Raw genomic sequence first — 20,979 nt, 5'->3', positions numbered from 1 at the left:
TGCGTGCGGGCCTTGCGGCCTATTCGCGCAGGGTCGCCAGCCAGTCGCGCAGGGCCGCATTGTCGGCAAAATCGTCCGCGGGAATGGCGACTGGCGTTGCGACGGTGCCGGGGACGATGGTCGTCTCCTCGGTCACGGGGGCGGGCCAGACACGGTGGCGGAAATGATGCGCCTCGCGCGCGCCGAAATAGAACCCCACGATGGCGCCCAGCAGCCACCACAGGGGTTCGGGAACGCGCTGCAGCCCCTCCATGCGGATGCCGAATCCGATCGGCTCGACCATCGCATAGATGAACAGCGCCATCGTCCCCAAAGCCAGCAGCGGGCGCGGCAGGCGGTTCAGTCCGTTCACGAACCCGTCGAACCAGCCCTGCCGCGGCACCGCGAATTCCTGGCCGTGCTGGGCGATGGCACGGGCATAGGCCTCCTCGTCCAGTTCCATCCGGCGGGTGGCGTTCTGGGTAAAGACCTCGGCCATGCCGGTCGCGGCGCTGCCCAGGGCGGTGACGGTCGGGGCGATCCCGATGAAGCGGTCGATCAGGCCCATGCGGATGTCCTCTGGCGGTGCTCAGCCTCGCTGAGGCGATAGCGGGGGGCCATGAACTCCTCGGCGCGGGTGATCCAGCCGCCCTTGCCGCCCGCTTTGCTGCGCGCGTACTTGCGGCTGGCCGGGCGCTGATCGGCCAGCGCATAGTAATAGTTGCGCCGCGCGATCCCATAGGCGTCGACCAGATGATCCGGCGCGGCCTCGGCCGCGTCGGCCACGGCCGCGATGGTCATCGGCCCAACGACCCCGTCATCGGCGGTGCGAAAGCCCATTCGGCTGACCAGGCGCTGCAGTATCTTGACCGCGTTCCCGCCCGCATTGACATACATGTCAAAGACGCTGGCCTGCAGCGGTTCGGGCAGTTCGGCCAGGCGCGGCTTGCGAAAATAATGCTCGACGAAAATCTGTTCGGCCTGCGCCCGCGTCAGGGCGCGCACATCGGCGGCGTCGATGCGGCCATCGCGGTTCAGGTCCATCCCCAGGGCCTGCATCGTGCCGATGGTGACGCCAAAGTTGGTGGCCCCGCCCGGATCGTCGGGGTCGTTCACGTACCCGCCTTCGCGGGCCACGATCTGACGGGCAATCTGTTCGACGCTTGGCATGACACCCCCATGTCTGACGCGCGCCCCGGATCGGGGCCGCACCGGGGGATGCTGGGGCGATGCGGTTAACCTGTCGTTAACCCTGCGCGCGTTGCCTCAGGTGCCGGGTTCCTGATAGACGCCGGTCGCCTTCAGCGTATCCACCACTTCGCGGGGCATATAGGTCTCGTCATGCTTGGCCAGCAGGTCGCGAGCCTCGAATCGGCCGTCGCGATAGTGACCCTTGGCGATGGTGCCCTGCCCTTCGCTGAACAGGTCCGGGCGGGGGTCGTTGCCGACATAGGTCACCGGGATCTCGACCGCGCCGTCGGTGATCACGAAATCGAACGCCATGCCGGTGCCATTGACGATGGATCCGTCCTTAACCAGCCCGCCCAGCTGAAAGAACTCGTCGGGCTCGGGCGCCGTCTCGGCCACCTGGCTGGGAGAGCGATAGAGGTTGATTCCGTCGCTGAAGCCGTATCCGATCAGCCCCACCGCCACGACCAAGGCCAGGCTTGCCGCCGCCAGAACCTGGACGCGGCGCTGCTTCTTCAGGGATTTCATGCCGGCCATGGGTCCTCCTCAGGCGGGATCAAAGCTGATGGCGCGGCGCAGGAACTGCGTGGCCTTGCCGCCCACCCGCACCGGATCGCCGGTGGTCAGATACATCGACGTCGTGCCCGACCCGACGAATTCGGGCCTGCGCGTCAGATAGTCGGCCAAGCTTTCGGCGACCAGCCCCGCCTGGCTGAAGACCTTGACCTGCGGCCCCAGGGCGCGCTGAAACGCGTCCTGCATCAGCGGGTAATGGGTGCAGCCAAGGACCGCGGCCTCGGGGTACGGCATACGGCGCTTCAGCGCCTCGACATGGCTGGTGACCAGGGCCTCTGCCAGCTGCTCGTCGCCCATCTCGATCGCGTCGACCACGCCGGCGCAGGGCTGGGCCTCGACATCGACGCCCACCGCGCGGAACGCCAGCTCGCGCTGGAACGCGCGGCTGGCGACGGTCGCGGGCGTGGCAAACAGCGCGACGTTGTTGACGGCCACGCGACGCGGCGGCGAATTGTCGCCCCAGGCCCGTTCGGTCAGCGCCTCGATCATGGGGACGAACACGCCCAGGACGCGCTTGTCCGCCGGCAGCCAGGTTTCCTGCATCCGCTTCAGCGCCGCGGCACTGGCGGTGTTGCAGGCCAGGATCACCAGATCGCAGCCCTCGTCCCACAGGCGCTCGACGCCCTTGCAGGTCAGATCGAAGATGTCGTCGGCGGTGCGAACCCCATAGGGCGCATGGGCGTTGTCGCCCAGATAGACCAGCGGCAGGTCGGGCAGGCGCGCGGCAATGGCCTGATGGACCGTCAGCCCGCCCAGACCCGAATCGAACACCCCAATCGCCATCCCAGAACCTCCCGCGTCGCGTGCCGCCCTTCATAGGGCGACACGCCGCTTTTGGAAATGACCTGGATCACTCCGCCGCTTCACGGATGGGTGGGTGCCCGGCCTGCAGCTGCGCCAGCAGCTCGGCCCGCCGGGTCGCGGCAAGATCGGCAGCCTTGTCCTTGACGGGACCAAAGCCGCGCACGCCCAAGGGCAGTTCCGCCAGTTCGATTGCCACCGGCATCATCGCATCCGTGACCGAGGCGAAGACGCGGGTCATGTCGGCCTCGTATTCGCGGATCATCGCCCGCTCGCGCCGGCGTTCGGCGCTGTAGCCGAAGGGGTCCAGCGGCGTCCCCCGCAGCCCCTTCATCCTGGCCAGAACCCGAAACGCGCGCAGCATCCACGGACCGAACTCCCGCTTTCTGGGGCGGCCGTTCGCGTCCTTGCCGGTCAGCATCGGCGGCGCCAGATGAAGGGACAGGGTCACGTCCCCCTCCCACCGTGCCGCAACCTGTTCGGCGGTGGTCAGATGCAACCGTGCAACCTCGTATTCATCCTTGTACGCCAACAGCTTGTAATAGCTTCTTGCGACGCTGTCGCGAAGCGGTGCGGGCGCGGCATCGACCAGCTTGCGGTACCGGGCGGCAAGCCGCTTGTTCTGATAGCCGACCAACCGTTCAGCGCGATAGGCCACGGGATCGACCGGCAGCTGCGTGACCTCGGCGGGCTTGCGCGTCTGTTCGGGATAGACCACCGCCCAACGGCCGATCTGGAATGCACGCTGGTTGGCGTCGACCTGCGCGCCGTTCAGGCGTATCGCCTCCATGATCGCCTCAAGCGACAGCGGGATCAGGCCACGCTGCCAGCACGCACCCAGCACCAGCATGTTCGAATAGATCGAATCCCCCAGCAGCCGCAGCGCCAGATCGTTCGCATCGAAGAACGCCACCCGGTCGCCCAAACGGGCCTGCAGCGACAGGCGCAGCCGGTCCGACGGCACCTGGAAATCGCGGAACCGGGTAAAGTCGCCGGTAATGATCTCGTGGTCGTTCACGACTGCGCCGGTGCGGCCCTGGGTCATCAGGCCCACGGTCTTGGCCCCCGCCGTCACCACCAGATCGCCGCCGATGACACAGTCCGCCTCGCCCACGGCAACGCGGATCGCGCTGATGTCGGCGGGGCGTTCAGCCAGGCGCAGGTGGATATGCACCGCGCCGCCCTTCTGCGCCAGGCCCGCCATCTCCATCATGCCGGCGCCTTTGCCGTCCATGTGGGCGGCCTGCGCCAGCACAGCGCCGATTGTCACGACACCGGTGCCGCCGACGCCCGTGATGACGACGTTATGCGTCCCGTTGATCGTGGGCAGCGTGGGCTGCGGCAGATCGGGCAGGTCGAACGCTTCGGCCTTGGGCTTGCGCAGCTTGCCGCCCTTGACCGACACGAAGCTGGGGCAGAACCCGTTGACGCAGCTGTAATCCTTGTTGCAGCTGGACTGGTCGATCTGCCGCTTGCGGCCCAGTTCCGTATCCAACGGCACGATCGAGACGCAGTTCGACTGGACCGAACAATCTCCGCAGCCCTCGCAGACGTCGGGATTGATGAAGATTCGGCGGTCCGGGTCAGGGAACTGTCCCTTCTTGCGCCGCCTGCGCTTCTCGGCCGCGCAGGTCTGGACATACAGGATGGCGCTGACGCCCGCGACCTTTTCCAGATCGCGCTGGACGGTCATCATCTGCGCGCGTTCCTCGAACCGCAGGCCCTTGGGGAACTGCGCCTGATCGACGTCCTCCTTTTCATCGTGAACCACGACGACCGTGCCGACGCCCATCGCCACCAGTTCGCGGGCGATCTGCGGGGCGGTCAGGCCGCCCTCGTTCGGCTGCCCGCCGGTCATGGCGACGGCATCGTTGTACAGGATCTTGTAGGTGATGTTCGTACCGGCCGCCAAGGCCGCACGGATCGCCAAAGACCCGGAATGATTATAGGTTCCATCGCCAAGGTTTTGAAAAACATGCCCTCTTGTGCTGAACGGCGCCTCTCCGATCCAGTTCGCACCCTCGCCGCCCATATGGGTGAAACCCTCGGTCTCACGGCCCATCCACTGCACCATGTAATGGCAACCGATCCCGGCATAGGCGCGGCTGCCCTCGGGCAGCCTGGTCGAGCTGTTATGCGGACAACCCGAACAGAACCAAGGGGTTCTGGTCGCAATCTCGGGGGCGTTGTCGTTGCGGCGCACCTCGTTCAGCCGCTCCAGCCCGGCGCGCAGACGCTCGGTGCCGCGACCCTCCTCGATCAGGATGCCGCCGATCTTCTGGGCAATCATCACAGGGTCCAGCGCATAGCGGGTCGGGAACAGCTCCTCTCCGGTGCGGTCGTGCTTCCAGCCGTGGACGCGACGCCCATGGCGGTTGTCAAAGATCGCCTCCTTCAGCTGCACCTCGATCAGCTTGCGCTTCTCCTCGACGCAGATGATCAGTTCCAGGTTCTCGGACCATTCCTGGATCGACTTCATGTCCATGGGCCATGTCTGCCCGACCTTGTAGGTGGTCAGGCCCAACCGCTCGGCCTCGGCCTCGTCGATGCCCAGCAGCGACAGGGCATGGACCAGATCCAGCCAGTTCTTGCCGGCGGCGACAAAGCCGATCCGCGCGCCGGACCTGCCCCAGACCTTGCGGTCGATGCGGTTCGCACGGCTGAACGCCTCGGCCGCCCACCGCTTGTGGTCGATCATCCGGGCTTCCTGTGCGACGGGCGTGTCGCCAAGGCGAATGTTCAGCCCCCCCTCGGGCAGCACGCGCTCCGGAAGGGTGAACGCCATCCGATGCGGATCGCCGTCGACGACCGATGTCGCCTCGACCGTGTCCTTCATCGTCTTCAGACCCGTCCAGACCCCTGCATAGCGCGACAGTGCGAACCCATACAGGCCGTAATCCAGGATCTCCTGCACCCCGGCAGGCGACAGCACCGGGATATAGGCGTCGATCATCGCCCAGTCAGACTGATGCAGCACGGTCGAGCTTTCGCCCGTGTGATCGTCGCCCATCGCCATCACGACGCCGCCATGGCGCGACGATCCGGCCATGTTGCCGTGGCGCATGACGTCGCCCGACCGGTCCACCCCCGGACCCTTGCCGTACCACAGCGCAAAGACACCGTCGTGACGCCCCTCACCGCGCAGTTCGGCCTGCTGGCTGCCCCAGATGGCGGTCGCGGCCAGATCCTCGTTCAGACCGGGCTGGAACAGGACCTGCGCTGCCGCCAGGCGCTTGGCCTCGCGCGTCATCTGCAGATCGACACTGCCCAGGGGAGAGCCGCGATACCCGGTGACCAGTCCCGCCGTATCAAGCCCCGCGGCTTTGTCGCGTGCTGATTGCATCAGCATCAGCCGGACAAGTGCCTGCGTCCCGTTCAACAACACGTGACGTTTCGACAGATCGAACCGATCGGCTAGCGAAAATTCCTGCTTGCTCATCACCCTCTCCTCCCATGACCAAAGGCCTCCGCGGTCATTATAGGTCAGAAATGCTGACCAACGAAGCGGAAATTCTTTCCTTGACGTGACCTTGCCGGAATCGCAGGGGAAGGTTAGGTCTGCAAAATTCGCATGGCTGTCATGACAGGATTGTAACAGGGATGGACTGGGACAAGCTTAGAATATTTCACGCTGTGGCCGATGCCGGCAGCCTGACGCATGCGGGCGACGTGCTGCACCTGTCGCAATCGGCGGTCAGCCGCCAGATCCGCGCGCTGGAGGAGTCGCTTGGCACGACGCTGTTCCACCGGCACGCGCGGGGGTTGATTCTGACCGAACAGGGAGAGCTGCTGTTCGAGGCGACCTCGTCCATGTCGCGCAAGCTGGACAGTGCCTCGGCCCGCATCCGCGACAGCGAGGAAAACGTCTTCGGCGAACTCAAGGTGACGGCCACCGTGGGCTTCGGCACGCTGTGGCTGGCACCCCGCCTGGTCAAGCTGTACGAAAAGTATCCTGACCTGCGCATCGACCTGCTGCTGGAGGAGCGCGTCCTGGATCTGCCCATGCGCGAGGCCGACGTGGCCATCCGCATGAAGGAGCCGAGCCAGTCCGACCTGATCCGCCGCCGGCTGCTGAACATCCGGATGCGCCTGTACGCCAGCCCGGATTACATCGCGGCGCATGGGGCGCCGGGATCGCTGGCCGACCTGTCGAACCATCGTCTGATCTGCCAGAAGCCCGACCAGCCTCAGGTGGCGGCCGGCGCGCGCTTGGTGCAGGAACTGATGTCCCAGAACGTCGGATCGACCCTGACGGTGAACAACTATTTCGGCGTGCTGCAGGCAGTGCTGGCCAATCTGGGCATCGGCGTCCTGCCCGACTATCTCACCGCCGACCACCCGAACCTGATCCGCGTGTTCCCGGACACCGAGTCGGGAGAGGTGCCGGTCTTCCTTGCCTATCCCGAGGAAATGCGCCAGACGCGCCGCGTCGCGGTGTTCCGCGACTTTGTCCTGGAAGAGATCCAGGCCTATCGACGCCATCAAAGCGAGGCCGGGCAGGTCTGACCTGCCCAAACCGCAGGCAAAACCGGGATGATGCACGCGCCGCGTGCAGCCATTACGGCAGCGCATGGCGGCTATGCTGCAGCCGCAGCGCCATTTGTCTTGAAGAGTTCACAGACTGCACATAGATCGGGCTTAGAAGGCGATGATCAGCGTAATCGCTCATCACCTTCTACCTCCCTGTTGGACTTAGGCCGGGCCTTGTGCCCGGCTTTTTTTTGTCCCGCGCCCGGGTTCTGCGGCCTTTCCATGGACGCCGTCAGCGCCTAGAAGACGCGTGATTTCATGCGCAGGAAGGGTCGTGTCATGCAGGAACCACAGCTTACCCCGGAACTGATCGCGGCCCATGGGCTGAAGCCGGACGAGTATGCCAGCATCCTGCAGATCATCGGACGCGAACCGACCTTCACCGAGCTGGGTATCTTCAGCGCCATGTGGAACGAGCACTGTTCCTACAAGTCGTCCAAGAAATGGCTGCGTACCCTGCCCGTCGACGGCCCCCAGGTGATCTGCGGTCCCGGAGAGAACGCGGGCGTGGTCGATATCGGCGACGGTCAGGCGGTGGTCTTCAAGATGGAGAGCCACAACCATCCCAGCTATATCGAACCCCATCAGGGCGCGGCGACTGGCGTGGGCGGCATCCTGCGTGACGTCTTTACCATGGGCGCGCGCCCGATCGCGGCGATGGACGCGCTGTCCTTCGGGCGCACCGATCACTCGAAGACCCCGCATCTGGTCAAGGGCGTGGTCGAGGGGATCGGCGCATATGGCAACGCCTTCGGCGTGCCGAACGTCGGCGGGGAGGTTCGTTTCCACCCCAGCTATGACGGCAACTGCCTGGTCAACGCGTTTGCGGCGGGCTTGGCCGATGCCGACAAGATCTTCTATTCGGCGGCCTCGGGCGTGGGCATGCCCGTCGTCTATCTGGGCGCCAAGACCGGCCGCGACGGCGTCGGCGGCGCGACCATGGCCAGCGCCGAGTTCGATGACACGATCGAGGACAAGCGTCCCACCGTGCAGGTCGGCGATCCGTTCACCGAGAAATGCCTGCTGGAGGCGTGCCTTGAGCTGATGGCGTCGGGGTCGGTGATCTCGATCCAGGACATGGGGGCCGCGGGCCTGACCTGTTCGGCGGTCGAGATGGGCGACAAGGGCGGCCTGGGGATTAAGCTGATCCTGGACAACGTGCCCCAACGCGAAACCAACATGACCGCCTACGAGATGATGCTGTCGGAATCCCAGGAGCGGATGCTGATGGTGCTGAAGCCCGAGAAGGAGGCCGAGGCGCGGGCGATCTTCCAGAAATGGGACCTGGACTTCGCCATCGTCGGAGAGACCATCGCCGAGGACCGCTTCCTGATCGTTCATCGCAATGTGGTCATGGCCGACCTGCCGCTGTCCAAGCTGTCCTCCAGCGCGCCGGAATACGACCGCCCCTGGGTCGAGACGCCTGCGGCCACGCCCGCGCCGGCCCTGCCCCCGATCGCACCCATCGCCGGCCTGCGCGCGCTTGTCGGCAGCCCGAACCATGCGCACCGTGCCTGGGTCTGGGAACAGTACGACACGCAGGTCGGGGCCGACACGATCCGCCGTCCCGGCATGGGCGCGGGCGTCGTTCGCGTGCACGGAACCCGTAAGGCGCTGGCCTTCACCAGCGACGTCACCCCGCGATATGTCAAGGCGAACCCGTTCGAGGGCGGCAAGCAGGCCGTGGCCGAGGCCTATCGCAACCTGACCGCGGTGGGTGCCCTGCCCCTGGCCACGACCGACAACCTGAACTTCGGCAACCCCGAAAAGCCCGAGATCATGGGCCAGCTGGTCGGTGCCATCAAGGGCATCGGAGAGGCCTGCCGCGCGCTGGACTTTCCCATCGTGTCGGGCAACGTGTCGCTGTACAACGAAACCGACGGCAAGGGCATCCTGCCCACGCCGACCATCGGCGGCGTCGGCCTGATCGCTGATCTGGACGATCTGATCGCGGGCCTGCCCGCGCAGGGTGACCTGGCCCTGGTGATCGGTGCCACGCGCGGTCACCTTGAACAGTCGGCCCTGGCGTGGGAGGCGTTCCGCATCGAATCCGGCGATGCGCCGCATGTCGATCTGGACGACGAACGCCGCAACGGCGACTTCCTGCGCGCCAACCGGGGCCACCTGGCATCGGCGACCGACCTGTCGGACGGCGGCCTGGCGCTTGCCGCCTTCGAGATGGCCGAGGCCGCGGGCCTGGGCGTCACGCTGGACAGCGGTGACATCGCCCAACTGTTCGGAGAGGATCAGGCCCGCTATCTGGTCGCCTGCCGCCCGGACGCTGCAGAAGCCTTGACCGCCGCGGCCCGGGCCGCGGGCGTGACCATCGCCACCGTGGGCCGCTTTGGTGGCGACAGCGTGACCCTGGGCGACGACAGCGCGCCGCTGGCCGAACTGTCGAGCCTGTATCGGACGGCCTTTGCGGCTGCGATCCAGGGCGACATGCCCGATCACGCATGATCCGCGCGCCTGCGGGCTTTGCCGCGCTGATCACGGCGGCGGGACGGGGCACGCGGGCCGGGGACGGCCTGCCCAAGCAGTGGCGCGATCTTGCCGGGCGCCCTGTCCTGGACCGGACCCTGGCGGCCTTTAGGGGCTTTGAACGGATCGTTCTGGTCGTTCACCCCGATGACATGGGGCAGACCATCGCCCGCTATGCCGGCGGCATCACCATCGTCGCGGGCGCCGAGACCCGCGCCGCCAGTGTCCGCGCCGGCCTGACCGCCCTGCAGGGCCAGGCCAGCCATGTCCTGATCCATGACGGGGCACGCCCGCTGGTCGCGCCATCGGTCATCGACGACGTGATCCGGGCGCTGCAGGAGGGCGCGGACGCCGCCGCACCCGCGTTGCCCGTGTCTGACGCGCTGTGGCGGGGGGACGGCGCGCGGGTCGCGGCCATCGCGCCGCGTGACGGGCTGTTCCGTGCGCAGACGCCGCAGGGTTTCGTTCTGGACAGGATCCTGCAGGCGCATCGCGATCATCCGGGGGATGCGGCCGACGACGTCCAGCTGGCACTTGCCGCGGGGATGGAGGTTGCCATCACCCAAGGTTCGGAAGACAATCTGAAGATCACCTTTCCCGCCGATTTCGCGCGGGCCGAACGCATTCTGGGGACCGACATGGATATCCGCCTTGGCAATGGCTATGACGTGCACGCCTTTGGACCCGGGGACCACGTCACCCTGTGCGGCGTGCAGGTGCCGCATGAAGCGGGCCTGCTGGGCCATTCCGATGCCGACGTCGGCATGCACGCGCTGACCGACGCCATCTATGGCGCCTTGGCGCAGGGCGACATCGGGCGGCATTTCCCGCCCTCGGACCCGCAATGGAAGGATGCCGACAGCGAGATCTTTCTGGCCCATGCGGCCAGCATGGCCCGCGACAAGGGGTTCCGCATCGGCAATGCCGACGTGACCCTGATCTGCGAGGCGCCCAAGATCGGGCCCCATGCGCTGGCGATGGCCCACCGCCTGTCCGAAATCATGGGCGTTGAGGAAGCGCGCATCAGCGTCAAGGCCACCACGTCGGAACGCCTTGGCTTTACCGGCCGGCGCGAGGGGATCGCCGCCATCGCGACCGCCACACTGATCAAGGAATGACCATGGATCGCATGCTGGCCACTTGGTTCGGCGCAGGCCTGCTGCGCCCCGCCCCCGGCACCTGGGGGTCGGCCGTCGCCGTTGCGATGGGGCTGATCCTGCACCGCATCGGGCATTTTCCGCTGCTGGCGCTGGCCACGGGGCTGGTGATTCTGCTGGGGTTCTGGGTGGTGCCGCGCTACACCGTCGGCATGGACGACCCCGATCGCAGCGAGATCGTCATCGACGAGGTCGCGGGCCAGTGGCTGGCGCTGATGGCGCCGTCCTTCGGGTTCTGGCACGCGGGGCTGCCCGCCGACAGCTTTCCCTATCCGGGCTGGGTCGCGGCCTTCCTGTTCTTCCGGCTGTTCGACATCTGGAAGCCGTGGCTGGTCGGCCGCGCCGACCGCCGCCATGACAGTGCCGGCGTGATGCTGGACGATCTGTGGGCGGGGATCTTTGCGGCGCTGGCCACGATGGCCGCCGCGGCCTTTGCGCATACGGTGCTGATGTGAGCCAGGCGGCGCAGGTCCTTGACGCCGCCCGCGCCCGGCGCGTCATGATCGCGACGGCCGAAAGCTGCACCGGCGGCCTGATCGCCGGCGCCCTGACAGAGGTTCCGGGATCGTCCGACGGATTCGACCGGGGCTTTGTCACCTATTCGAACGCGGCCAAGATGCAGATGCTGGGCGTCCGGGCCGAAACCCTGGATACGCATGGCGCGGTCAGCGAACAGGTCGCGGCCGAGATGGCCCAGGGCGCGCTGCGCCAGTCCGATGCCGGGATCGCCGTCTCGGTCACCGGCATCGCGGGCCCCGGGGGATCCGAGCACAAGCCCGAAGGGCGGGTCTGCTTTGGCATCAGCCAGCCCTTTGGCACCTTCACCCAAACCGTCGAATTCGGTGCGATCGGCCGTCACCGCGTGCGTGCGGCAACCATCGAACATGCGCTGCAACTGTTGCTGGACGCGCTGCGCAACTAGCTCCGCAGGATCGCGGCCATCGCCGCGACGTCCGCATCGGGCGTATCCCACGCGGTGACCAGGCGCAGCGGCACGGGGTCGGCCCCCTGCACCGTCTTGTCGGGCCACAGGTGATACAGCACGCCCGCCGCCTGCGCCCGGTCATGGGCCGCCTTCGGGATCGCGGCAAAGACGCCGTTCGACTGGACCGGCTGCAATAGCCGACCCCCGCCATCGACGACCGCCTGTCCCAGGACCTGCGCCTTGGTGTTCGCGCGATGCGCGAGGTCCAGCCACAACCCATCGGTCGCCAAGGCCAGCATCTGTGCCGCAAGATAGCGGTTCTTGGACATCACGTGGCCGGACTGCTTGCGACGGTAATCGAACCCCTCGGCACGGGCGGGGTCGAAGAATACCATCGCCTCGGCCCCCATCGCGCCGTTCTTGGTGCCGCCCAGGCACAGCGCGTCGACACCGGCGCGCCAGGTCAGATCGGCAGGCGAACAGCCAAGCGTCGCGACCGCATTTGCGAAGCGCGCCCCGTCCATGTGCAGCGGCAATCCCGCCGCATGGGCGACGGAAGCCAACGCCGCGACCTGGTCCGGGTCATAGACCGTGCCCCATTCGGTGGCGTTCGTGATCGACACCAGCGCACTGCGCCCACCGTTCAGGCCCACCCCCGCACCGACCTGCAGCGTCTGCGCCAAGGTGGCCGCATCGATCCGACCGCCCTCACCCGGCAGGGTCACCAGCTTTGCCCCGTGAGAGAAGAATTCGGGCGCGGCACATTCGCTGGTCTCGATATGCGCGTCGTCGTGGCAGTAGATGCGTCCGAAGGACGGCGACAGCTGCGCACAGACCAGCGCATTCGCGGCCGTCCCGGTGGCGACAAAGCGGACGACAGCCTCGGGTGCCTCCAGCAGATCGCGGATCGCGGCTTCGGCCCGCGCGGTGACCGGGTCGGCGCCATAGCCCATGACCGCGCCGGAATTGGCGTCGGCCATCGCGGTCAGGACGGCAGGATGCGCAGCATACGAATTGTCCGAGGCGAAATTCATGACAGATCCTCGATGATGTGGTCCTCCCAATCGTCCTCGGTGACCGACAGCTCGCTGACGGTCCAGCCACGGACGCTGACGCCTGCTTCGTGCACCGTCTCGGTCGAGCCAGAGATCAGGTGGTGCCAGTCATACAGCGGCCGCCCCTCATGGCGCAGGCGATAGGCGCAGGTGACGGGCAGCCACCAGGCGACCTCGTTGATCTTGGCGGGGGTCAGCACGACGCAGTCCGGGACATAGTCATGGCGGTTCGGGTAGCTGCTGCACCGGCAGGCATCCCCGTCCAGCAGCTTGCAGGCGACGCGCGTGAAGGCCAGCTCGTTCGTGTCCTCGAACTCGATCTTGTTCAGGCAGCACTTGCCGCACCCGTCGCACAGCGCCTCCCATTCGTCGGGGGCCAGGCGGGGCAGCGGCAGTTCCCAGAAACGCTCGCGCATCAGCGGCCCGACAGCAGGGCGCGGGCCTGGGCGCCGTCCTGCTCCATCTGGTCGATCAGCGCCTGCAGGCTGTCGAACCTGGCCTCGTCGCGCAGGAAATCGACCAGGGCGACCGACAGGTGCTGTCCGTACAGATCGCCCGAAAAATCGAACAAGTTCACCTCAAGATTCGGGGTGTTCACCCCGAACATCGGCCGCACCCCAAGCGAGGCCACGCCCCTGCACGGGCCGCGGTCCGGGCCGGTCAGGATATCGACCAACACCGCATAGACGCCAAGGCGCGGCAGGTGCAGCCCGTCCATCGCCAGGTTCGCGGTGGGCCAACCCAGTTCCCGGCCCCGCTTTTCGCCGTGGATGACCTCACCCTCGATGCGGTGCCAATGGCCCAGCATGCGCTCGGCCTCGTGGGTCAGCCCCTGCGCCAGCGCCGTGCGGATCGCGGTCGAGCTGTATTCGGCCTCTCCCGCGCCGATCAGCGGGACGATGGTCACGCCGAAGCCGTATGTCCGGCCCAGATCCTGCAACGTCTGCGCCGTGCCCGCGCGGTTCTTGCCGAAACAGAAATCCGCGCCCACGGTAACATGCGCGATGCCCAGTCCGTCGGCCAGAACCTCCTGCGCGAAGGCCTGCGGGGTCAGGCCCGCCAGCACCGGGCCAAAGGGAAGTTCGTACAGGTGCTGAACACCAAGACGGGACAGGCGGTTGGCCCGTGCCTCGGAGTTCATGAGGCGAAAGGGCGGCGCGTCGGGAGCGAAATACTCGCGCGGGTGCGGCTCGAAGGTCAGGATGCCCAAGGGCGCGTCGCTGGCGGCGCGGGCGGCGTCGATGACCGCGCGGTGACCCTTGTGGACGCCATCGAAATTGCCCATGGCAACCGATGCGCCGCGTGCCTCGGCCTTCAGCCCGGTCCAGTCGCGATGGATCTGCAATGCGCCCCCAACAGGGCGCCACGCACCCCTCAGTCGAACTTGCGGCTTGGGGCCAGCACGACCGCCTCGCCTTTCAAGACGACCGTATCGCCGACGAGGCAGCGGGTTGCAAGCGTGACCCGCCGTTTCGAATGGTCGATGGCCTGAACCTCGACCTCGGCGCGGACCATGTCGCCAGGGCGCACGGGGGCCATGAACTTAAGCGTCTGGCCCAGATAGACGGTGCCGTGACCGGGCAACTGTTCACCGATCACCGCAGAAATCAGCCCCGCGGTCAGCATGCCATGGGCGATCCGGCCCTCGAAGATCGTATCCTGCGCATAAGCGTCGTCCAGATGGACCGGGTTCCGGTCGGTCGACACCTCGGCGAACAACTCGATGTCGCGGTCGGTCACCTGCTTTTGCAGGTGCCGGACCATGCCGATCTCCAGATCCTCGATGACGATGGTGCCGCGTGGAAGATTGTCCAACATCTTGCTGCTCATCCGGAATGCCATGATCCATGCCTCATGCTGCATAGCAGCACGACACATGGATTGCAACATTATTTCAGAACGTCTTCGATCCGCGATCCATTGTTGCGCCGCAACCCGTGCATCGCGAGTCGCGTCGCCTCAGCGCAGCCGCCCGATCGCGAAGGTCGGCGCCCGTCCCTGCGATCCCAGCCATTCAGGCAGCATCCCGGCATCGGGCTGTTCGACGTCCGGACCAAAGGCGTCCGCGGCCAGACCGCCGGTAACGAAGATCGAATCGATCCCCTGCGCCTCGGCACCCGCGATGTCGGTGGCGATGCCGTCGCCCACCGCAAGATACCGCGCGTCGGGGCCCAGCCCCATCAGCGCCCGCGCCCGGTCATAGATCGGCGCATGCGGCTTGCCGTAATACAGCGCCGTCCCGCCAAGCGACTGATAGAAATCGGCCAATGCGCCCGCGCAATAGATGCGGGTCTCGCCCATGTCGACGACGATGTCGGGGTTCGCGCACAGCATCGGCAGACCGCGGTCGACCGCCCCCTGGAACCGGTCGCGGTAATCCTCGGGCGTTTCGTTCAGCTCGTCGAACGGACCCGAGGCGATGATCCCCTCGGCCTGCTCCAGCGGCACGCGCCGGATGGGGGCCGCATCGCGATGGGCGTCAGGAATGTCGGTAAAGAACCCGTGGTCCTTCTCGATCCCGATATGCCAGACGTTCCGCCCGACGGCGCCCGCGAACATCGCGTCCTGCGCCGCGTCGCCGGAACTGACGACCAGATCCCAGGCATCGCGCGGAACGCCCATGCGGTCCAGCTGAGCGATCACATACTGGTTCGGACGCGGGGCGTTGGTCATCAGGCAGACCTGGCCACCCTGCGCGCGGAACGCCTGCAGCGCCGCAACCGCAGCCGGAAAGGGCTGCTTGCCGTTGTGCAGGCAGCCCCAGAGATCGCAGAACAGCGCGTCATAGCTGGCCGATACCTCGGCCAGCGACGAAATGATGCGGGTCATCAGACAGCCAAGACCGGGATGATCTGCTTCTTGCGGCTCATGACGCCGGGCAGGACAACGGTGTCACCGGTGACGGTGACGCCAAAGCTGCGCTCGGCCACGAACTTGACATAGTCGTTGGGCACCAGCAGCGTCGCCTGTTCGCGCAGGATGTCGACCACGAACAGCATGACCTCGTCCGCACCGTCTTCGGCGGCGACGGCGGGCATGGCGGCGATCAGGGCATCCTTGCGGTCCAGGATCACCTGCGGTGCGGTCGTCTCCAGGACCGAGATACGCAGTTGCTTGCCGCCCAGTTCGTATTCCTTGCTGTCCATCTTTAGCAACGCGGCCTCGCTGAAGGCGCTGACATCGGATTTCGCGGCGAACATTTCGGCGGCGAACTCGGCGATGTCGACGCCCAGGTCGGCGGCCAGCTTCTCGGCCACGGCGCGGTCATGTGGGGTCGTAGTCGGGCTGCGGAATTCCAGCGTGTCCGACAGGATACAGGTCAGCATCGCGCCCTTGATCCCTTCGGGGGCCTGCGCCAGATCGTCGCCGATCAGGTCGCGCATGATCGTCGCGGTGCAGGCCAGCGGGCGGATGGTGATGTTGATCGGTGCACGGGTCTTGATGCCGCCGGCCAGCAGATGGTGGTCGATGATCTCGATCACCTCGGCATGCTCCAGGTTGGCGGGCAGTTCGGCGGGGTTGTTGGTGTCCACGATCACGCAGATGTCGTCGGCGGTCACGTCGTCGATGATGCGCGGCTTGGACAGGTTCCAGCGGTCCAGCATCCACAACGCCTCGGTGTTCGGCTCTCCCTGCAGCACGGCCTCGGCCGGGGTCTTGCGGCACTCGTTCAGATACCAGGCCCAGATGATGGGCGAGCCGGTGGAATCCGTGTCGGGGGAAGTGTGGCCGAAGACCTTGATCATGATGCGCCTCGAAGGGTGTTGGGTATGGATGGCCGCCTTATAGGCAGGCGGGGCAGCGTTGTCCACGTTCGGCACAACGGTCCACCAAAGCGAAAGGGCGCCCGATTGGGGCGCCCTTGGGGTTGTCGTGGTCAGCGCTCAGGCGGCGCGGGTCAGCAGAACCTCGCCCACCCGCTTCTGCGCACCGCCTTCGTCCAGGCCGCCGACGGCCGCGACTTCGCGGGTCAGGCGGTCAAGGGCTGCCTCGTACAGCTGACGCTCGGAATAGGACTGTTCGCGCTGATCGTCGCAGCGGTGCAGGTCGCGCACGACCTCGGCGATGGACAGCAGGTCGCCGGAATGGATCTTCTGCTCATACTCCTGCGCCCGGCGCGACCACATCGCACGCTTGACGCGGGCCTTGCCCTTCAGGGTCTCCAGCGCGCGGTCGATCAGGTCAGGGGTCGACAGGCTGCGCATGCCGATCTCGCTGGCGCGGGCAGTGGGCACGCGCAGGGTCATCTTGTCCTTGTCGAACGAGATCACGAACATCTCCAGCCGCAAGCCCGCGACCTCCTGTTCCTCGATCGAGACGATACGACCGACCCCATGGGCCGGATAAACAACAAAGTCATCGGGGCGGAATTCGTTCTTCTTCGATTTCGACATCTGGCTTCCTCTGACATGCGCCCGCGAGACGGGCACAAAGGGCCGCAGGGGGGCAAGGCCACCCTCGGTCCGTTTTCGATCATGTTTGACGACCCCTGCCTGCAGTCGGCACGGATCCGGCAGTTTGGGATGCGACACAGTCCTGTTGACAAGCAGCAGCACAAGGCGCGACATAAAGGACTATAACACAAAAATGACGCCAAAAAAAGCACCGCCTTTCGGGCGGCGCATTGGCATTGTCTAGGCCTTTAATGGCGGCGAAACAGGACCTTGCAGGCCCAGCCCGGTCGAATCAATCGCCTTCGCCGGGCGTTTCCGAGAAATACTTTTCCAGCTTGCCTTCCTGACCGTCCATCTCGGCGGCGGTCGGCAGGGGGTCCTTCTTCCGGGTGATCACCGGCCACAGCTCGGAATACTTGCGATTGAACTCGACCCAGCTTTCCATCGCCGGCTCGGTATCCGGGCGGATCGCGTCTGCGGGGCATTCCGGTTCGCAGACGCCACAGTCGATGCATTCGTCGGGATGGATGACCAACGTGTTCTCGCCCTCGTAGAAGCAGTCCACGGGGCACACTTCGACGCAATCAGTGTATTTGCACATGATGCAGTTGTCAGTCACGACATAGGTCATCGGGGCGCTTTCGTCTGGTCTGTTCGGGCTGTCACCTAGACATTCCCGGGGGATCAATCAAGTCTTCGCGATACAGCAGCTGCGCCTCGGGGGCCGGGCCGCGCCGGTCCGACAGGCCCAGCACGGTCAGCACCCGCACACGCTGATAGGCGGATACCGTCAGCACGTCGCCGGGCCGCACGGCGCGCCCCGGCTTGCGGCAGGGCTGGCCGTTGACCCGGATGCCGCCGGCCTCGATGCGGGCGGCGGCCAGGCCGCGCGTCTTGAAGATCCGCGCATGGCACAGCCATTTGTCCAGCCGAAGGCCGGCGGCGGCCTCGGTCAAGTCAGGTCTTGTCCTTCAGCTGGGCCAGGATCGCAAAGGGGCTGTCCGGATCGGCCTTCTTCTCGGGACGCGAGGAGAAGGTCTGGGGACCCTGATGCGACGGCTTGCCGCCCTTCTTGGGGCCACCGAACTTGCCGCCGGGCTTGCCGTTGCGATCACGGCGTTCGCCCTGCGGGCGATCCCCTGCCGGGGCCGCATCCTTGGACTGACCGTCGCGCGGGACGCCATCGCGGCGCGGGCCGCGGCGCTGGCCCTGCGGGCGATCACCCTGGGGACGCTCGGTCTGGCCGCGGTCCCCCTGCGGGCGACGGTTGCCGCGCGGCTTGGGCGCCCATTTGAAGGTATAGAACACCTCCATCTCCGGGGGTGCGACCTCGGCGGCGGTCTCGGGCTCCGCGTCGACGGCATCGGCCTCAGGGGCGTCTGCCTTGCGCTTTTCGGCCTGCTCGGCCTCCCACTTGGCGCGGGTCTCGGCGGCCAGGACCGATTCCTCCTCGGTCATCGGCGCGTCAGAGCCGTCAGCCTCGGGCGTGGACACGACGGCCGGGGTCTCGGTCGCCTTGACCTTGGCACGCTCGCCCTTGTCGGCGGAATAGCCCAGGCCCTGCATCAGGCCCGAAAACTGCTCCAGTGTCATGCCGGTGATCGACAGCATGTCTGGGTTGGCCTCGAACCCGCCGCGGGTGTCCTGCGCGCGCAGCAGATCGGCCAGCCGCTCCAGCATGTCGATGCGGATCGCCCGGTCGCCCGCGGGGCGATAGCCCGACAGCGCATAGACCTGATCGGGCACGACCGGCAGATGCGGGATGGTGACCAGACCCGGCGGCGGGCTTTCCGGGAATTCGGACAGCCCCTCGTGCAGCGACCACAGGACCAGACGCAGGCGCGTCGGCGCGGGCTTCAGCAGCGCGGGCAGGAAGATGGTGAACTGGCCAAAGCGGACGCCATGCTTGCGCAGCATGCCCCGGGATTCCTGGTCCAGTTCCTTGACCTCGGCGGCGATGCCGTCGCGGGGCAGGATCCCAAGCGCCTCCACCAGCCGGAAGGCAAAGCCGCGGGCCAGACCGGTCAGCGCCTCGTCCTTCTGCAGGGTCAGCAGCGGCTCGTACAGCGCGGCGATCTTGCGGTCGATGAAATGCTGGGCCCGGCGGCGGACCTTGTCGGCGATCTCGGGACCGGCCTCCTCGTCGACGAAGACCTCGACGCCGGGATGCAGCGGATCGGCGCCCTTGACCAGCTTACCGACCGCCTGGCTGCCCCACATCAGGCCGCCCTGTTCGGTATAGTCCATCTCGGTGTCGGGCGCGTTGTAGAAACGGTCCGCACGCAGATGGAACTCGGGCTTGAGCGCGTCATAGCTGGCGCGGCTCAGCATCCTGGCCTCGTCCGCCGATGCGGTCTGGTCGGGGCGGAAGCGGAAGCCCTCCAGGCGGCCGGCGAATTCGCCCTCGACCGTCACTTCGCCCTTGTCATTCACTTCGGCCACCAGGCTCTCCTTCTGCTTGAGCCGGCGCAGAAGCACGGATGTGCGCCGGTCCACAAATCGTTGGGTCAGGGCCGCGTGCAGCGCGTCCGACAGGCGGTCTTCTACAGCGCGCGTTTCCCCGCGCCAATGCTTTTCGTCCGCCACCCAGCCCGTTCTTTGCGCGACATAGGTCCAGGTGCGGATATATGCCAACCGCTTCGAAATGGCGTCGATGTCGCCAGCGGTCCGGTCGATGCGTTCGATGGCCCGGCCAAGCCAATCCGCCGGGATATGTCCATCCTGCAGGAAACCGAAGATCCGCGCCAGCAAAGTCGCATGTTCCATGGTCGAGATTCCCCGGAAATCGGGCACCCGGCACACGTCCCACAGCAGGCGCACGTCCTTGCCGCCGCGGATGCGGTCCTTGATCTCGGGAAAGTCGCGCAGGATCTTCAGCGTCGCCACGTCGTCGGCCTCGCGCCCGCGGGCCAGCAGTTCGTGGCCGGGGCCGGTCTCCAGGCTTTCGACCAGCCGGTCCATGCTGCCGAAATCCAGCTTGCCGTTGCGCCAGACCAGCCGGCTGATGGGGGCGAACCGATGGTTCTCCAGCGCGTCGATCAGTCCCTCGTCCAGGGGTTCGGCCTCTCCGGTGACGCCGAAGGTGCCGGATTCGGTGTGCCGCCCTGCCCGGCCGGCGATCTGGCCCATCTCGTGGGGGAAAAGCGGGCGGACCCGTTTGCCGTCGAACTTGTGCGTGGCGCTGAAGGCCACATGCTTGATGTCCAGGTTCAGGCCCATGCCGATGGCGTCGGTGGCCACCAGGTAATCGACCTCGCCGTTCTGGTACATCTCGACCTGGGCATTGCGCGTGCGCGGCGACAGCGCCCCCATCACGACTGCACAGCCCCCCTTCTGCCGACGGATCAGCTCGGCCATCGCATAGACGTCGTCGACGCTGAAGCCCACGATCGCGCTGCGCGGCGGCATCCGGGACAGCTTCTTCGATCCTGCCCATGACAGGGTCGAGAACCGCTCCTTGCGCTCGAACTGGGTTTCGGGAACCAGGGCCGCGATGGTCGGGCGCATGGTGCTGCTGCCCAGGAACAGCGTCTCGACGGTGCCGCGCATGTGCAGCAGTCGGTCGGTGAACACGTGCCCGCGTCCGGGATCGGCACAAAGCTGAATCTCGTCGATGGCCACGAAATCCGTGGCGATGTCGGGCATCGCCTCGGTGGTGGCGACCCAGTACTGGACGCGGTCGGGAACGATCCGCTCCTCTCCGGTGACCAGGGCCACGACCGAGGGGCCGCGCGCGGCCACGATCCGGTCATAGACCTCGCGCGCCAGCAGGCGCAGCGGCAGGCCGATCACCCCCGACCGGTGGTTCAGCATCCGCTGGATGGCGTAGTGGGTCTTGCCCGTGTTGGTCGGGCCCAGGATGGCGGTGATCCGCCCGCGCGTCGTCATGTTCA

General features: G+C 66.6%; 20 protein-coding genes. 5 read left to right on the top strand and 15 right to left on the bottom strand.

Annotation, left to right across the window (positions count from 1 at the left end):
* Positions 1-19: 19 nt before the first annotated feature.
* The 5 genes from FHD67_RS13920 to FHD67_RS13900 all read right to left on the bottom strand — a co-directional run bounded on the left by FHD67_RS13920 (position 20) and on the right by FHD67_RS13900 (position 5,983).
* Positions 20-547, bottom strand: a complete 528-nt coding sequence (locus FHD67_RS13920; RefSeq protein ID WP_045999129.1) for a holin family protein — start codon at positions 545-547, stop codon at positions 20-22.
* A complete protein-coding gene (locus FHD67_RS13915; protein WP_139599040.1) occupies positions 538-1,149 on the bottom strand; it encodes a holin-associated N-acetylmuramidase in 612 nt (203 codons plus the stop codon). The genes FHD67_RS13920 and FHD67_RS13915 overlap by 10 nt, the downstream gene beginning before the upstream one ends.
* A 96-nt stretch (positions 1,150-1,245) precedes the next feature.
* Positions 1,246-1,695 (bottom strand): cytochrome c maturation protein CcmE, encoded by a 450-nt coding sequence (gene ccmE / locus FHD67_RS13910; protein WP_045999619.1) that lies wholly within the window; start codon positions 1,693-1,695, stop codon positions 1,246-1,248.
* Positions 1,696-1,713: 18 nt separating this feature from the next.
* Positions 1,714-2,526: a glutamate racemase gene (locus FHD67_RS13905; RefSeq protein WP_127898580.1), complete on the bottom strand. Its 813-nt coding sequence runs from the start codon at positions 2,524-2,526 to the stop codon at positions 1,714-1,716.
* Between the two features lie 67 nt (positions 2,527-2,593).
* Positions 2,594-5,983: an indolepyruvate ferredoxin oxidoreductase family protein gene (locus FHD67_RS13900; RefSeq protein WP_139599039.1), complete on the bottom strand. Its 3,390-nt coding sequence runs from the start codon at positions 5,981-5,983 to the stop codon at positions 2,594-2,596.
* A gap of 161 nt (positions 5,984-6,144) precedes the next feature.
* Here FHD67_RS13900 and FHD67_RS13895 point away from each other — a divergent pair, with 161 nt between their 5' ends.
* From FHD67_RS13895 to FHD67_RS13875, 5 genes are all read left to right on the top strand, one after another.
* Positions 6,145-7,050, top strand: coding sequence for a LysR family transcriptional regulator (locus FHD67_RS13895; protein ID WP_139599038.1), 906 nt, complete (start codon positions 6,145-6,147; stop codon positions 7,048-7,050).
* A gap of 303 nt (positions 7,051-7,353) precedes the next feature.
* On the top strand, positions 7,354-9,534 hold the full coding sequence (gene purL / locus FHD67_RS13890; RefSeq protein ID WP_139599037.1) for a phosphoribosylformylglycinamidine synthase subunit PurL: 2,181 nt from the start codon (positions 7,354-7,356) through the stop codon (positions 9,532-9,534).
* Positions 9,531-10,673 (top strand): bifunctional 2-C-methyl-D-erythritol 4-phosphate cytidylyltransferase/2-C-methyl-D-erythritol 2,4-cyclodiphosphate synthase, encoded by a 1,143-nt coding sequence (locus tag FHD67_RS13885; protein WP_139599036.1) that lies wholly within the window; start codon positions 9,531-9,533, stop codon positions 10,671-10,673. Before purL ends, FHD67_RS13885 begins: the two co-directional genes overlap by 4 nt.
* The gene (locus FHD67_RS13880) at positions 10,670-11,167 is read left to right on the top strand and encodes a phosphatidylglycerophosphatase A family protein (RefSeq protein WP_127898585.1); all 498 of its coding nucleotides are present in this window, start codon (positions 10,670-10,672) and stop codon (positions 11,165-11,167) included. The genes FHD67_RS13885 and FHD67_RS13880 overlap by 4 nt, the downstream gene beginning before the upstream one ends.
* Positions 11,164-11,634: a CinA family protein gene (locus FHD67_RS13875; protein ID WP_139599035.1), complete on the top strand. Its 471-nt coding sequence runs from the start codon at positions 11,164-11,166 to the stop codon at positions 11,632-11,634. Before FHD67_RS13880 ends, FHD67_RS13875 begins: the two co-directional genes overlap by 4 nt.
* Here FHD67_RS13875 and FHD67_RS13870 read toward each other — a convergent pair.
* From FHD67_RS13870 to FHD67_RS13825, 10 genes are all read right to left on the bottom strand, one after another.
* Positions 11,631-12,671 (bottom strand): threonine aldolase family protein, encoded by a 1,041-nt coding sequence (locus FHD67_RS13870; RefSeq protein WP_139599034.1) that lies wholly within the window; start codon positions 12,669-12,671, stop codon positions 11,631-11,633. The genes FHD67_RS13875 and FHD67_RS13870 overlap by 4 nt on opposite strands.
* Positions 12,668-13,108 (bottom strand): YcgN family cysteine cluster protein, encoded by a 441-nt coding sequence (locus FHD67_RS13865; RefSeq protein WP_139599033.1) that lies wholly within the window; start codon positions 13,106-13,108, stop codon positions 12,668-12,670. The genes FHD67_RS13870 and FHD67_RS13865 overlap by 4 nt, the downstream gene beginning before the upstream one ends.
* The gene (locus tag FHD67_RS13860) at positions 13,108-14,037 is read right to left on the bottom strand and encodes a bifunctional riboflavin kinase/FAD synthetase (RefSeq protein WP_127898587.1); all 930 of its coding nucleotides are present in this window, start codon (positions 14,035-14,037) and stop codon (positions 13,108-13,110) included. The genes FHD67_RS13865 and FHD67_RS13860 overlap by 1 nt, the downstream gene beginning before the upstream one ends.
* Before the next feature lie 29 nt (positions 14,038-14,066).
* Positions 14,067-14,510, bottom strand: coding sequence for a MaoC family dehydratase (locus tag FHD67_RS13855; RefSeq protein ID WP_045999618.1), 444 nt, complete (start codon positions 14,508-14,510; stop codon positions 14,067-14,069).
* Between the two features lie 141 nt (positions 14,511-14,651).
* Positions 14,652-15,521 carry a TIGR01459 family HAD-type hydrolase gene (locus FHD67_RS13850; protein ID WP_139599032.1) on the bottom strand — a complete coding sequence of 290 codons (870 nt, stop codon included), beginning with the start codon at positions 15,519-15,521 and terminating at the stop codon, positions 14,652-14,654.
* Positions 15,521-16,438: a manganese-dependent inorganic pyrophosphatase gene (locus FHD67_RS13845; RefSeq protein ID WP_139599031.1), complete on the bottom strand. Its 918-nt coding sequence runs from the start codon at positions 16,436-16,438 to the stop codon at positions 15,521-15,523. The genes FHD67_RS13850 and FHD67_RS13845 overlap by 1 nt, the downstream gene beginning before the upstream one ends.
* Positions 16,439-16,576: 138 nt before the next feature.
* Positions 16,577-17,086 carry a CarD family transcriptional regulator gene (locus FHD67_RS13840; RefSeq protein ID WP_042246772.1) on the bottom strand — a complete coding sequence of 170 codons (510 nt, stop codon included), beginning with the start codon at positions 17,084-17,086 and terminating at the stop codon, positions 16,577-16,579.
* Positions 17,087-17,378: 292 nt separating this feature from the next.
* The gene (gene fdxA / locus FHD67_RS13835) at positions 17,379-17,717 is read right to left on the bottom strand and encodes a ferredoxin FdxA (RefSeq protein ID WP_045999118.1); all 339 of its coding nucleotides are present in this window, start codon (positions 17,715-17,717) and stop codon (positions 17,379-17,381) included.
* A gap of 31 nt (positions 17,718-17,748) precedes the next feature.
* Positions 17,749-18,042: an RNA-binding S4 domain-containing protein gene (locus tag FHD67_RS13830; RefSeq protein WP_045999117.1), complete on the bottom strand. Its 294-nt coding sequence runs from the start codon at positions 18,040-18,042 to the stop codon at positions 17,749-17,751.
* A 1-nt stretch (position 18,043) separates the two neighbouring features.
* A complete protein-coding gene (locus FHD67_RS13825; RefSeq protein ID WP_139599030.1) occupies positions 18,044-20,974 on the bottom strand; it encodes a helicase-related protein in 2,931 nt (976 codons plus the stop codon).
* Positions 20,975-20,979: the final 5 nt, after the last annotated feature.

It is taken from the genome of Paracoccus haeundaensis, assembly GCF_006239215.1.
Lineage (GTDB): Bacteria > Pseudomonadota > Alphaproteobacteria > Rhodobacterales > Rhodobacteraceae > Paracoccus > Paracoccus marcusii.
This window is presented reverse-complemented; position numbering and strand designations above follow the sequence as displayed.